Here is a 13,467-nt window from a genome sequence, read left to right on the forward strand (position 1 = left end):
TTTTCGGCCGGACGACATTAGCATCCACCGGTACAGCCGGTTCAGACACGCTGACGACCCTTCCAAAAATTCGATCTAACTGGCCTGCGCAAGTGGGCTGCAACATTGTGTTATCTGAGAAGGGACTATCCCCGTGAGCATGGGAACCGTGAAGTGGTTTAACGCGACCAAAGGCTTCGGCTTCATTCAGCCCGACGATGGCGGCCAGGACGTGTTTGTCCACATCAGCGCTGTGGAGCGTGCGGGCCTCGGCACGCTGCGTGAAGGCCAGAAGCTCTCCTACGAGATCGTGGCCGACCGCCGTTCCGGCAAGTCGGCAGCGGACAACCTCCGCTCCGAAGGCTGAGCCGCCGGGCGCGTGGCCCGATCGGCTCGCGCAAGCCAAAGAAAGCAAGAAGGCCGTGCGCGACGCACGGCCTTTTTCATTTTAGCGCCTGCGCGCGGATTTCAGCACGTCGACGGGACGCCGTTGTAGGGAACGCAGGTGACCTGGCGCGGCCGCGTGTAGGACAGATCGCTCAAGTTTATGCTCGACTTCAGCACGTAGCCTACGGAAGGCGTGTAAGTGTAATTCGCCTCGCTGAGGATGAGGTAGCTCGACGGGATCAAGAGCGTCGAGGGAATCATGGTGGTGACCTTGTCGCCGGCCTTGCGGGCCGAGGTCGCCAGCGTCGCTTGCGTCGCGCCGCTCGCAATGGTGCCGGCCTTGCTCCATTGGACCGTGGCAATGCTGTTGGCATCGATATAGATCTGGGAGACCGTGCCCTTCACCAGACTGGCGTCGTAGGGCATGATGACCGAGATGCTCGCCGTGAACGTATCCTTCATGTCGGCATCGGCGAGCGTCGTCGACTGCGATGTCAAATCGGACAGAGCCCGCGCGATCAATGTGACCTTGCGATCGATCGCCACGGCCGACGAGAACTCGACGGTGCCGAAGAACATCACCAGCATCAGCGGGACGATGACCGCGAACTCGGTCGCCGCGAGCGCGCGCTTGTCGGCGACGAAGTCGCGCACGGAACGACATGCATTCCGCCAGATATTCGCAATCGCCTGCATCGGTCCGCTCGGATCCATCTGTCTCAGAAGGGTTCGTTCTTGAAGGCCGTGGTCGCCACCATCAGCCGTTTGTTGCTGCACCCGATATTGTAGCCGAGGCCGGTGACGATGAGCGGCCACTGGTAGAACAGCCGCACCACGACCACCTGGCCCGAGGTCCCGGCACTGTATTGCATGCCGGCCGGGTTGAAATTGCAGGAATCGCCGTAGCTCGTCAGGCTCAACGACCCGAAGGAGCTGGTGCTCACGACGTCGACGTAAAGCTTGTTGCAATCAAACAGCGCCGGGATCTGCGTGCACACATAGGCCTTGAACGTCGTTTTGTCGCACGCCATGACCACGCCGGGCGTGGTCTGGCAGGCCGCCACCGAACCGCCCTGCGCTTGCGCCTGGCCGGTCAGGATCGCGCGCGCGGAATTTTGCGTGATGGTCTCGAGCACCTGGCTCGCGAAGAACATGAGCGCCGTTTCGATGATGGCGAACAGCAGCCCGAAGAACATCGGGGCGACCAGGGCGAACTCGACGGCCGCGGAACCGCGGCGGTTGCCGCGAAACCGGCCCAGCGCTTTCCGGAGCGTGAACCTCGTAGGTGCAGGCGTTGGCATCACGTCAAATTCCCCAGCAACGGGCGATCAACTGTTCCGTTCAATAGCGGAAACTGATTGTTTAAGTGTTTCAGGCGATCCGCAGCCGGCGGACCGCGCCGTTAAGAATGCGTTAACCAGCCGCGACCCCAAGCCCATGGAAAGCGCGGCGCGCGGAGACCCCTTCCTCGTCCGCAAGCGGCCTGAGGCGATCCTGCCCGGGGCAAACCCGCCGAACGATCGTGCTAGTTCGACTTGGCCGGAGCGGCGCCGCCACCACCGCTGGCGCTGGCGCTCAGCGAGCCGGCCTGGTTCATCGTGTTGTTGAAGTAGGTGTCGCTGTCGCCAAGCGTCACGCGACGCTGGCAAAGCGGCACGCAGCTGTAGGACTCGCGCTCGATCCCGCGATAGACGGTGACGAGCCGGTCGCTCGGGCCTTCGACCTGGATCTGGCGGTCGACCAGAATCTCGCCGGCCCGATCGAGCGCGATGAAATTGGTGGCTCCATAGCCCTTGCCGGTCACGACGATCATGCCGCCGGGCTGGAGCGTGACGTCAGCGATGAGGGGATTGCCGACCACCAGGGTCGCCACCTTGCCGGGGAGCCGCACCAGCTTGGCCTGGTCGACATTGACGGCGATGGTGTCGGCGGTCGGGTCGGCAAGGCCGGCAGCCGGCGATGCCAGCACCGCGGCCGCAACCAGAAGACAGACGCGCGCACGACGGCGCAGTAACTCTTTACGCATACTCTTACCCCCGGGACGTCACAAACCGGCAGAAGCGAACAGATAGCAGCGGAGCCGGTGCCCGACCCCGCTAACCTGCCCTTAATTCGTGAACGTTCCGCAAACTCGCCGATTATTGTTTGAACAGACTGGCGTTTTACCGCCATCGAAGCTAGCGGCGGAACGGATAGGCGAGCTGACCTGCGATCTCTTTCGGCATGGTCGCTTCGTCCTTGCCGTATTCCTGCGGCAGTTCACCCTCGGGCATGCGGAAGGTGCCGAACAGGACATCCCAGACCGGGAACGTGCCGGCAAAATTGGTGTCGCCGCCCTCCTCGAGCGAGGTGTGGTGCCAGCGGTGGAACACCGGCGTCGCCAGCAGATATTTGAACGGCCCGAAACTCCAGTTCAGGTTGGCGTGCACGAAGGCCGAATGGAAGGTCGTGAACGGGGCGAGCCAGACCATCGCGTTCGGGGAAATGCCGGCCATCAGCAGCACGACGTCGACGCCGATCGAGCCGAGCACGAGATTGACGGGATGGAAGCGGGCCGCCGAAATCCAGCTTATCTCCTCCGAGGAGTGATGGATCGCGTGGTACTTCCAGAACCCGCCGCCGTGGAACAGCCGGTGCAGCCAGTACAGCATGAAGTCGGACAGGACCAGGAACAGCGCGGCCTGGGCCCACAGCGGCATCAACGAGAGCGGGCCGTGGCCGTTGTCGTAGAAGGCGATGAGTTCGTCGGCGTCGTGGATGTTGAAGACGAGACTCGCACCGACGATCAGAAGTCCGATCCGCATGGTGCGGGCGAACACCGGAACGAAGAACCAGTAGCAGATGTCGGTGACGATCTCGCGCTTGCGCCACCACGGCGCGCCGGCATTGCAGGCCCAGAGATGTTCGAGCACGGTGAAGACCGCCGCGAGCGCGAAGGTGATGGGGATCACCTTGACGATGGTCTCGCCGAGCATCAGGGCGACTTGCATGGGCAGGCTCGACATCGTCGCCTCTCTTGCGAATTCCAGCTCCGTTACGCCTACGCCGCGAAATTTAAGGGAGCGTGAAGCCGGCGCCGCGCCGACGGTACATCCGGAACCGGAACGAATGACAGCGGCTGCCTTTAAGACGAAATTCACTCTGCATTAAAGCATCGCGCCGCAAGCGGGTTTGCCCGATCGAATTAACTCTACCGAAAGAGCTCGGCTCTCATGGTCATCACGTCAATGACGGCGCCGAACGAGGCGATCCCCACCCCAGTTGGAGTTATGTTCATGAAGAACCTGATTGCACGTTTCGCGAAGGATGAATCCGGCGCCACCGCCATCGAATACGGCCTGATCGCAGCCGGCATCGCGCTGGCCATCATCACCGTCGTCAACAATCTCGGCACCACGCTGAACACCAAGTTCACCGCGATCTCGACCGGCCTCAAGTAAAGCCGGACGAACGACGGCAAGAGCCCCGGGACCTCCGGGGCCTTTGTTTTTGAAGACGGCGAGTTCCGGTGGCGTTGCGTAAATACAGAACCGATGCCGCGGTCGCGGCAAATGCGACGGCGGAGGCACAGGCCGGCTCGCCGGTCTATTGGGTCTGCGTTGCGCTGCTGCTTGCGACGGCCGCGCTCGCCGCGCGCATTGCCAGCCTGTGGTGACGACGCGTTTTGCGGCTTCAGGCTCGCGCGGGACTTGCTGCCGTTGTCGGTTTGTTTAGCACTGCCGGCTAGCATCGGCCGACGCCGGTTCCCGCGGCAATCCCAGGCCTCAAGACGCAGCCCATGATCCTCGACCTCGCGCGCCTTCTGCTCTTCCCGGCCCTGATGGCGTTCGCAGCCGCGAGCGATCTCTTCACGATGACGATCTCGAACCGCGTGTCGCTGGCGCTGGTCGCGGGCTTCTTCGCGCTCGCCCTCGCCGGTGGCATGGCACCTTACGAGATGCTCAGTCATGTCGGCGCCGGCGCGCTTCTCCTGGTCATCGCCTTCACCTGCTTTGCGATGGGCTGGGTCGGCGGCGGCGACGCCAAGGTCGCGGCCTCCGTCGCGCTCTGGTTCGGCTTCGCACCGCTGATGAACTTCCTGCTCTACGCCTCCTTGTTCGGCGGCGCGCTGACGCTGCTCCTGCTGCAATTCCGGCAATGGCCGCTGCCCTACGGGCTGGCGGGCCAGGCCTGGCTCGCCCGGCTGCACGCCAAGGAGAGCGGCATCCCCTACGGCATCGCGCTCGCGCTGAGTGCGCTGATGGTCTACCCGGAGACCGAATGGGTGAAGGCGATTGATCTCGCTCACCTCGCGCTGCGCTGAACGCACCGGGTAAACCCGGCGTTAAGGCGATTTAGATACGCCTCATTAACCATGCTTTGACGAATAGCTGGTCAACTGCCGATCAAGGCGGCGGCAGCGTCGCGGCGTTTTGTGGAAAGTGAAGCGTATGAATAGGGCACGCATTGTCGTCCTGACGGTCGCCATCTGCGCCGGCGGTGCCGCCGCGTACCTGGCGAGCGGCTCGGACAATTCTGCGCCGCCTCAGGCCCCGGTCGCGCAGCTTGCGACCGTCGACGTCCTCGTGGCCAAGAACGACATCGGCCTCGGCCAGACCGTGAAGCCGGAAGATGTGCAATGGCAGACCTGGCCGGCCGCGACCGCCAGCGCCACCTTCATCCGCCGCAACGAGCGTCCCGAGGGCGTGACCCAGGTGACCGGTTCGATCGCGCGCGCCCCCTTCATTCAGGGTGAGCCGATCCGCGACCAGAAGCTGGTCAAGGCCGAGGGCTCCGGATTCATGGCGGCCATCCTGCCCAGCGGCATGCGGGCCATCTCGACCGAAATCTCGCCGGAGACCGGCGCAGGCGGCTTCATCCTGCCCAATGACCGCGTCGACGTCCTGCTCACGCGCCGTCTCAAGAACCCGGACCAGGCCGCCGGCGGCCAGGACGTCGTCACGTCCGAGATCATCCTGGTCAATGTGCGCGTGCTCGCCATCGACCAGGCTCCGAAGGAGAAGGACGGCCAGAACGCCGTGGTCGGCAAGACCGTGACCCTGGAACTCACTTCCGCACAGACCCAGGCGCTTTCCTCGGCCCGTCAGGCCGGAACGCTGTCGCTGGCGCTGCGCAGCATTGCCGACGTCAAGATGAGCGAAATCACGCTCGACGAATCCGCTCAGAAGCGCGACGGCATCTCGATCATTCGCTACGGCGTCCCGAGCTCGACGGCGAAAGCACGATGAGGACAGGCGACATGAAATGCAGGGCAGATCTGGCGACGATGCGAACCTCAATGGTCCGCGCCCTGTCGTTCTCGGCCGCCTTCGCACTGGCGTTCAACCCGGTGCTGACCCCCGTGGTCGCCGCCGACTATCGTCCCGCCGCGCCGCCCGCCGCCGACGGCCAGATGAACGCCCGCTTCCTCTCGCTCGGCATCGGCAAGTCGATCGTGATCGACCTTCCGCGCGACATCAAGGACGTGCTGGTCGCTGACCCCAAGATCGCCAATGCGGTGGTCCGCTCGGCGCAGCGCGCCTACATCATCGGCGCCGCGATCGGCCAGACCAACATCGTGTTCTTCGATTCCGCAGGCCAGCAGATCGCGGCCTATGACATCGCAGTCAAGCGCGACCTCAATGGTGTGCGGGCGGCGCTGAAGCAGGTCCTGCCCAATTCGGACATCCAGATCGACGGACTCGGCGACGGCATCGTCCTGACCGGCACGGCGGCGAACCCGATGGAAGCGCAGCAGGCCAACGAGCTCGCCGCGCGCCTGGCCGGCGGCGCCGACAAGGTGGTGAACTCGATCGTGGTGCGCGGCCGCGACCAGGTCATGCTCAAGGTGACGGTGGCGGAAGTCCAGCGCACCATCGTCAAGCAGCTCGGCATCGACCTGAGCGCCAGCCTCAACTACGGCACGTCGGTGGTGAGCTTCACGAACTCCAATCCGTTCACCGCGCTCGGCCACAACCTCGTGGACGGCAACAATTTGACGACCAAGTTTGGCGGCGCGACGTCGGTGCAGGCCACCCTGCGCGCGATGGAAACCGCGGGCGTGATCCGCACGCTGGCCGAACCGAACCTGACCGCGATCTCCGGTGAATCGGCGACGTTCATCGCCGGCGGCGAATTCCCCGTGCCGGCAGGCTATGCGTGCGACCCCGTAACGCATGTCTGTACCACCCAGATCAGCTTCAAGAAGTTCGGCATCTCGCTCAACTTCACCCCCGTGGTGCTGAGCGAAGGCAAGATCAGCCTGCGCGTCATGACCGAGGTCTCCGAGCTGTCGAACGAAAATGCGATCACGCTGTCCCAGGCCGTGACCTCGACGTCGGTGAACTCGCTGACGGTGCCCTCGATCAGGACCCGCCGCGCCGAGACCTCGCTGGAAATTCCCTCCGGCGGCGCGATGGCGATGGCCGGCCTGATCCAGCAGCAGACCAAGCAAGCCATCAGCGGATTGCCGGGACTGATGCAACTCCCGATCCTCGGCACGCTGTTCCGCAGCCGCGACTTCGTCAACAACGCGACCGAACTGGTCGTGATCGTGACGCCCTATGTCGTTCGCGCAGTGGCGCCAAAGGACCTGTCGCGGCCGGATGACGGCTTCGCCCCGCCTGCGGATCCACAGGCCCAACTGCTCGGCAACATCAACCGCATCTACGGCGTGCCTGGCCGGACCGAACCGGCCAGGAACTACCGCGGTACCTACGGCTTCATCACCGAGTGAGGCGGAACGGGGACTTCAAGATGATCATAAGACCACCCCAGCTTCGCAAACGCGCCATCCGCCTTGGTGGTGCGCTCGTCGGCATGGCGCTCGCGCTCTGCGGCTGCCAGCATGACCAGGCCGTCACGGCCTCCATTCCCGACGACTACAAGCAGCGCCATCCGATCGCGATCGAGGAGCAGAATCGTTCGATCGTCGTCTTCGTCGGCCATGCCCGCGGTGGATTGACCGCGGCCCAGCGCGCCGACGTGATGGGTGTCGCATCGGCATGGTTGCAGGAAGGCACCGGCGCCATCCGTATCGACGTGCCGTCCGGCACGCCCAATGCGCGTCCGGTCGCGGACACGATGCGTGAAATCCAGGCGATGCTCGCGGGAGCGGGCGTTCCGCCGCGCGGCGTCAACGTTCGCCCCTACCAGCCGGAAGACAAGCGCTTCCTGCCGCCGATCCGGCTCACATATTCCAAGATCGCTGCGGTCGCGGGTCCCTGCGGCCTGTGGCCGGACGACATCGGCCCTTCGATGAAGAACAAGACCTGGTTCGAGAACAAGGACTATTACAATTACGGCTGCGCCTATCAGCGCAACCTCGCGGCGATGGTGGACAATCCGTCTGACCTCGAGCAGCCGCGTCCTGAAACTCCGTCCTACACGCCGCGGCGCATCACCTCTCTCGAGAAATATCGCAAGGGTCTCACGACGGCGACCACCTATCCCGAGTCCGACAAGGCCAAACTCAGCGACACCGGCAAATGATCAGCTACGCACGCCAGACACACGAAGAGCAGCCGGACGCAGCTCCTCCGCCGGTCGAGGAGCATATTGCGCCCGCGCCGCGCGTCTCGGTCCAGGCCTTCTGCGAGACCGTGGAGACTGCTGCCGCGGTCCAGGCGGCCGGTGAAGACCGCCGTCTCGGCAAGGCCCACCTGAAGATCCAGATGGGCGGCATGGCAGCGGCAACCGAGGCCTACCGCTCGGCCCCGACGCCGAACGTCATCGTGCTCGAAAGCGACGGACGCAACGACCTGCTCGGCGGGCTCGACCAGCTCGCCACCGTCTGCGACGCCGGCACCCGCGTGGTCGTGATCGGCCGCATCAACGACGTCACGCTCTACCGCGAGCTGGTGCGCCGCGGTGTCAGCGACTACGTGCTCGCGCCGGTTGGCGCGATCGACGTCGTGCGCTCGATCTGCAACCTCTTCTCCGCGCCGGAAGCCAAGGCTGTCGGCCGCATCATCGCCGTGGTCGGCGCCAAGGGCGGCGTCGGGGCTTCCACCATCTCCCATAACGTCGCCTGGGCGATCGCGCGCGACCTTGCGATGGACGCCGTCGTCGCCGATCTCGACCTCGCCTTCGGCACCGCCGGGCTCGACTACAACCAGGACCCGCCGCAAGGCATTGCCGACGCCGTGTTCTCGCCCGATCGGGTCGACACCGCCTTCATCGACCGCCTGCTGTCGAAATGTACCGACCATCTCAGCCTGCTGGCGGCGCCGGCGACGCTCGACCGGGTCTATGATTTCGGCACCGACGCATTCGACGCGGTGTTCGACACCTTGCGCTCCACCATGCCCTGCATCGTGCTCGACATTCCGCACCAATGGTCGGGCTGGACCAAGCGCGCCCTGATCGGGGCAGACGACATCCTGATCGTGGCCGCGCCTGATCTCGCCAATTTGCGCAATACCAAGAACCTGTTCGATCTGTTGAAGGCCGCGCGCCCCAACGACCGGCCGCCGCTCTACTGCCTGAACCAGGTCGGGGTGCCGAAACGGCCCGAAATCGCCGCCACGGAGTTCGCCAAGGCGATCGAGAGCCAGCCGATCGTCTCGATCCCGTTCGAGCCGCAGATTTTCGGCTCGGCCGCCAATAACGGCCAGATGATCGCGGAGATCTCCGCCAACCACAAATCGATCGAGATGTTCCTTCAGATCGCCCAACGCCTGACCGGCCGCAGCGAGACCAAGAAACAAAAGTCGTCCCTGCTTTCACCCCTGATTGACAAGTTGCGGGGAAAATAGGTCCCGCATGGAGTTGTTAAGTGTTCGGTAAGCGTAGCGGAACAGACACCGACCTTCGGGCGCCCAAGCCCGGCGCCGTGTCGCCCGAGCCTGCCCAGGCTCCGGCGCCGACGGTGTCGCGCGCCCCGGCTCCGCCGGCGGTCGCCTCGCCCCCGCTCGCGCCTGCCAAGGCGCCGCCGCCTCCGGCCATGGAGAGCCGGCGCTCGGACAATTATTACGAGGTCAAGGCGACCATCTTCGGCGCGCTGATCGAGGCGATCGACCTCGCCCAGCTCGCCAAGCTCGATTCGGAGTCCGCGCGCGAGGAAATCCGCGACATCGTCAACGAGATCATCGCGATCAAGAACATCGTGATGTCGATCGCCGAGCAGGAAGAGCTGCTCGACGACATCTGCAACGACGTCCTGGGTTACGGTCCGCTCGAGCCGCTGCTGTCGCGCGACGACATCGCCGACATCATGGTCAACGGCGCCAACACCGTCTTCATCGAAGTCAACGGCAAGATCCAGAAGACCGGCATCCGCTTCCGCGACAACCAGCAGCTCCTCAACATCTGCCAGCGCATCGTCAGCCAGGTCGGCCGGCGCGTCGACGAATCCTCGCCGATCTGCGACGCGCGCCTTGCCGACGGCTCCCGCGTCAACGCCATCGTGCCGCCGCTGTCGATCGACGGCCCCACGCTCACCATCCGCAAATTCAAGAAGGACAAGCTGACGCTCGATCAGCTGGTCAAGTTCGGCGCGATCTCGCCGGAAGGCGCCGAAATCCTCCAGATCATCGGCCGCGTCCGCTGCAACGTGCTGATCTCCGGCGGTACCGGCTCCGGCAAGACCACGCTGCTCAACTGCCTGACCAACTATATCGAGCATGACGAGCGCGTCATCACCTGCGAAGACGCCGCCGAGCTCCAGCTCCAGCAGCCTCACGTGGTGCGGCTGGAAACCCGACCGCCCAACATCGAGGGCGAGGGCCAGGTCACCATGCGCGAGCTGGTGCGCAACTGTCTGCGTATGCGCCCCGAGCGTATCATCGTCGGCGAGGTCCGCGGACCCGAGGCGTTCGACCTGCTCCAGGCCATGAACACCGGCCATGACGGCTCGATGGGCACGCTGCACGCCAACAACCCGCGCGAAGCCCTGTCGCGCTGCGAATCCATGATCACGATGGGAGGCTTCTCGCTTCCCTCACGCACCATCCGCGAGATGATCTGCGCCTCCATCGACGTCATCGTCCAGGGCGGCGCGCCTGCGCGACGGCTCGCGCCGCATCACCCACATCACCGAGGTGATGGGCATGGAAGGCGACACCATCATCACCCAGGACATCTTCCTCTATGACATAGTCGGCGAGGACGCCAACGGCAAGATCATCGGCCGGCACCGCTCGACCGGCATCGGCCGTCCGAAGTTCTGGGAACGCGCCCGCTATTACGGCGACGAGAAGCGCCTTGCCGCTGCGCTGGACGCGGCGGAAGTCGCGCCGAAGACGTGAGCAGGTCAGCATGAACATGCAGGTCCTCGCCCTCGCATTCCTTGCCACCGCAGCGGTCGGTGGCATCGCCTGGGTCTTCCTCTATCCGCTGCTGTCGGGGGAACGAAAGGCCGAAAGCCGTCGCGCCTCGATCTCGCGCGCCGAGGCGCCCACGGTCCGCCAGGCCGAGAAGAGCCAGCGCTCGCGTCGCGAGCAGGTCGAGACCTCGCTGAAGGACCTCGAGGCGCGACGCCTGCAGCAGAAGAGCGCTCCGCTGCCCGTTCGCCTGTCGCAGGCAGGGCTCGATTGGACGCCGCAGAAATTCTGGATCGTCTCCGCTGTCGTGGCGGGCGTGTTCTTCGCGGCCGCTCTGTTCGCTGGCGGCGGCCTGATCGGCGCTGTCGGTCTCGCCTTTGCCGGCGGTTTCGGCCTGCCGCGCTGGGCGCTCGGCTTCCTGAAGAAGCGTCGCGAGGCCAAATTCCTGGCGGCGCTGCCCGACGCCGTCGACGTCATCGTTCGCGGCATCAAGGCGGGCCTGCCCCTGTTCGAATCGATCAAGGTCGTCGCGGCCGACGCGCCCGAGCCGCTGCGCAGCGAGTTTCTGGCGATCATCGAGACCCAGGCCATCGGCATGCCACTCGGCGAGGCCTGCACGCGGCTTTATGATCGCATGCCGTTGCCGGAGGCCAACTTCTTCGGCATCGTCATCTCGATCCAGCAGAAATCCGGCGGCAACCTCTCCGAAGCGCTCGGCAACCTTTCCAAGGTGCTGCGCGACCGCAAGAAGATGAGGGAGAAGATCCAGGCGATGTCGATGGAAGCCAAGGCCTCGGCCGGCATCATCGGCTCGCTGCCGCCCATCGTGATGTTCCTGGTCTATCTCACGACGCCAAATTACATCTCGGTGCTGTGGACCCATCCCACCGGCCAGCTCATGCTGGTCGGTTGCGTCGTCTGGATGGCGGTCGGCATCATGGTGATGAAGAAGATGATCAATTTCGATTTCTGACGGTGCAGTATGGTCCAGTTTCTCGTTGCGAAACTACATGACGTCCACTTCATGACCATGATGCTGGCGGCCATTGCCGCCAGCGCCACCGTCTATACGCTGGTGATGCCCCTGTTCGCCGGCGAGGGCCTCTCCAAGCGCATGAAGGCGGTGGCGAGCGAGCGCGAGCGCATCCGGCAGCGCGAGCGTGAGCGCCTTCACAAGAGCGAAAAGGTCACGCTGCGCCAGACTCCGAAGCAGCTCGTCTCCAAGGTCGTCGACGACTTCAACCTCACCAAATGGCTCGCGCAGGAAGCCGCGCGCGACAAGCTGATCATGGCGGGGTACCGCGGTCAGGCGCCCTACATCACTTTCCTGTTTGCCCGCATGGTCGCGCCGATGGTGCTCTTCATCGGCTCGGTCGTCTACGTTTTCGTGATCGCGCATATGGAGCAGGCCATGCCGATCAAGATCGGCATCTGCATCGGCGCCGCCTATCTCGGCCTCCAGGCGCCGATGCTGTTCCTCAGGAACGCGATCTCCAAGCGCCAACTCTCGATCAAGCGGGCCTTCCCCGACGCGCTCGACCTGCTCCTGATCTGCATCGAATCCGGCATGTCGGTCGAGATGGCGTTCCGGAAAGTCGCCACCGAGATCGTCGGACAGTCGATCGCACTGTCGGAGGAGTTCACGCTGACGACGGCCGAATTATCCTATCTGCAGGATCGCAAGGTCGCCTATGAGAATTTGGCGCGACGCACCGGGCTCGAAGGCGTCAAATCGGTGTGTCTCGCGCTTCAGCAGGCGGAACGTTACGGCACCCCGCTCGGACATTCGCTGCGCGTCATGGCGCAGGAAAATCGCGACATGCGCATGAACGAGGCCGAGAAGAAGGCGGCCGCGCTGCCACCGAAGCTGACGGTGCCGATGATCCTGTTCTTCCTGCCCGTGCTGTTCGTCGTCATTCTCGGACCGACCGGCATCAAGATCTCCGAGATGCAATGACGCAAGACGCGGGCCGCGCATGCGGCTCGGGGGCGGCTTTCAGATGAGACGATAGAAGGGACGATCGGCCCTGATCAGTCCGGTCGGCTGAGCGAGGCGACCGGCGTCCGCTTCGGCGCGCCGCGGGGAGCGTCGCTGCGGCTGAGCATCTCCTTGAGATAGGCGACATTGGCCGCGGCCTGATCCGGCGGCAGATCTGCTTTCACGATGGTCTCGGCTTCGGCGAAGCGGCCCTGCAGACCGACGACAAGGCCGAGATTCTGCCGCACCCGGACGCCCGCACGCGGCGAAGCGTAGGCCTGCCGCAGCGCCTCTTCGGCCTTCGGAAGGTCTCTCGACAACATGTAGGACAGGCCGAGATTGGAGAGCACGCCGGGATCACCCGGTGCGATCTTGAGCGCGCTCGCGTAGTAGGAACGCGCTTCCTCGTGACGGCCCATCTGGTCCAGCGTGGTGCCCTGCACCGAGAGCAGGCGCCAGTCCGGATTGTCAGGCGAATGCGCTTTCGACAGCACGTCGTAGGCCTGCTGGAAATTGCCGTTGTCGGCGAGGGCGCGGCCGTATTGGGCGAGCAGCGCCTTGTTGCCGGGATTGGCGATGGTCGCCTGCTCGAGCACGGCGGCTGCCTGGGCGCGCTGTCCGTTGGCGCGCAACGCCTGACCGTAGGCGAGCGCGGCATCGGCGTCCTTGGGATTGGCGCGGTAGCGCTCGCCATAGACCTCGATGGCGCGCACCGGATCGGTGGGAGCCGCCTCTGCCCGTGGTCCGCCGATCGAGCCCGTCACGTCGGAGAGTTTCGACATGCCCGTGCAGCCGCCGAGGCCCATGGCCACCACCGCGACCAGCGAGGTGGACGCAACAAGCCGGGCAAGACTGAACCGTAGACGCATGACGCTGTGACTC

The 13,467-nt window shown here is 64.6% G+C and carries 15 protein-coding genes and 1 pseudogene; 11 read left to right on the top strand and 5 right to left on the bottom strand.

Annotated elements, in window-relative coordinates; translation table 11 throughout:
- Positions 1-133 precede the first annotated feature (133 nt).
- Positions 134-346, top strand: coding sequence for a cold-shock protein (locus CIT39_RS29705; RefSeq protein WP_028142093.1), 213 nt, complete (start codon positions 134-136; stop codon positions 344-346).
- Between the two features lie 101 nt (positions 347-447).
- Here the strand turns inward: CIT39_RS29705 and CIT39_RS29710 are convergent, their stop codons facing one another.
- The 4 genes from CIT39_RS29710 to CIT39_RS29725 all read right to left on the bottom strand — a co-directional run bounded on the left by CIT39_RS29710 (position 448) and on the right by CIT39_RS29725 (position 3,371).
- Positions 448-1,062, bottom strand: a complete 615-nt coding sequence (locus CIT39_RS29710; protein WP_162848678.1) for a TadE/TadG family type IV pilus assembly protein — start codon at positions 1,060-1,062, stop codon at positions 448-450.
- A gap of 23 nt (positions 1,063-1,085) precedes the next feature.
- Positions 1,086-1,667: a TadE/TadG family type IV pilus assembly protein gene (locus CIT39_RS29715; protein WP_094976729.1), complete on the bottom strand. Its 582-nt coding sequence runs from the start codon at positions 1,665-1,667 to the stop codon at positions 1,086-1,088.
- A 224-nt stretch (positions 1,668-1,891) separates the two neighbouring features.
- A complete protein-coding gene (locus CIT39_RS29720; RefSeq protein WP_094976728.1) occupies positions 1,892-2,392 on the bottom strand; it encodes a pilus assembly protein N-terminal domain-containing protein in 501 nt (166 codons plus the stop codon).
- A 151-nt stretch (positions 2,393-2,543) separates the two neighbouring features.
- Complete coding sequence (locus CIT39_RS29725) at positions 2,544-3,371, bottom strand: sterol desaturase family protein (protein WP_094976727.1); 828 nt, start codon at positions 3,369-3,371, stop codon at positions 2,544-2,546.
- 270 nt (positions 3,372-3,641) lie between these two features.
- Here CIT39_RS29725 and CIT39_RS29730 point away from each other — a divergent pair, with 270 nt between their 5' ends.
- The 10 genes and pseudogenes from CIT39_RS29730 (at position 3,642) to CIT39_RS29775 (ending at position 12,564) form a co-directional block, all read left to right on the top strand.
- Positions 3,642-3,806, top strand: a complete 165-nt coding sequence (locus CIT39_RS29730; protein ID WP_094977073.1) for a Flp family type IVb pilin — start codon at positions 3,642-3,644, stop codon at positions 3,804-3,806.
- Between the two features lie 74 nt (positions 3,807-3,880).
- Complete coding sequence (locus CIT39_RS29735) at positions 3,881-4,021, top strand: hypothetical protein (protein ID WP_162308318.1); 141 nt, start codon at positions 3,881-3,883, stop codon at positions 4,019-4,021.
- Positions 4,022-4,144: 123 nt separating this feature from the next.
- On the top strand, positions 4,145-4,669 hold the full coding sequence (locus tag CIT39_RS29740; RefSeq protein ID WP_018318783.1) for an A24 family peptidase: 525 nt from the start codon (positions 4,145-4,147) through the stop codon (positions 4,667-4,669).
- Between the two features lie 127 nt (positions 4,670-4,796).
- Positions 4,797-5,594 (top strand): Flp pilus assembly protein CpaB, encoded by a 798-nt coding sequence (cpaB, locus tag CIT39_RS29745; protein ID WP_162308752.1) that lies wholly within the window; start codon positions 4,797-4,799, stop codon positions 5,592-5,594.
- 11 nt (positions 5,595-5,605) lie between these two features.
- The gene (locus CIT39_RS29750) at positions 5,606-7,081 is read left to right on the top strand and encodes a type II and III secretion system protein family protein (RefSeq protein WP_162308753.1); all 1,476 of its coding nucleotides are present in this window, start codon (positions 5,606-5,608) and stop codon (positions 7,079-7,081) included.
- 20 nt (positions 7,082-7,101) lie between these two features.
- Entirely contained in the window at positions 7,102-7,836 is a 735-nt protein-coding gene (locus CIT39_RS29755) for a CpaD family pilus assembly protein (RefSeq protein WP_094976724.1), read from the top strand.
- Positions 7,833-9,101, top strand: coding sequence for a CpaE/TadZ family protein (locus tag CIT39_RS29760; RefSeq protein WP_094976723.1), 1,269 nt, complete (start codon positions 7,833-7,835; stop codon positions 9,099-9,101). The genes CIT39_RS29755 and CIT39_RS29760 overlap by 4 nt, the downstream gene beginning before the upstream one ends.
- A 20-nt stretch (positions 9,102-9,121) precedes the next feature.
- Positions 9,122-10,592, top strand: a pseudogene (locus CIT39_RS29765) (CpaF family protein).
- A 10-nt stretch (positions 10,593-10,602) separates the two neighbouring features.
- On the top strand, positions 10,603-11,580 hold the full coding sequence (locus CIT39_RS29770) for a type II secretion system F family protein (RefSeq protein WP_094976721.1): 978 nt from the start codon (positions 10,603-10,605) through the stop codon (positions 11,578-11,580).
- 9 nt (positions 11,581-11,589) lie between these two features.
- Positions 11,590-12,564, top strand: a complete 975-nt coding sequence (locus CIT39_RS29775; RefSeq protein ID WP_094976720.1) for a type II secretion system F family protein — start codon at positions 11,590-11,592, stop codon at positions 12,562-12,564.
- Between the two features lie 74 nt (positions 12,565-12,638).
- Here CIT39_RS29775 and CIT39_RS29780 read toward each other — a convergent pair whose 3' ends face one another.
- On the bottom strand, positions 12,639-13,454 hold the full coding sequence (locus tag CIT39_RS29780) for a tetratricopeptide repeat protein (protein WP_094976719.1): 816 nt from the start codon (positions 13,452-13,454) through the stop codon (positions 12,639-12,641).
- Positions 13,455-13,467 lie beyond the last annotated feature (13 nt).

Origin of the sequence: Bradyrhizobium symbiodeficiens (genome assembly GCF_002266465.3) — a bacterium.
Classification (GTDB): Bacteria; Pseudomonadota; Alphaproteobacteria; order Rhizobiales; family Xanthobacteraceae; genus Bradyrhizobium; species Bradyrhizobium symbiodeficiens.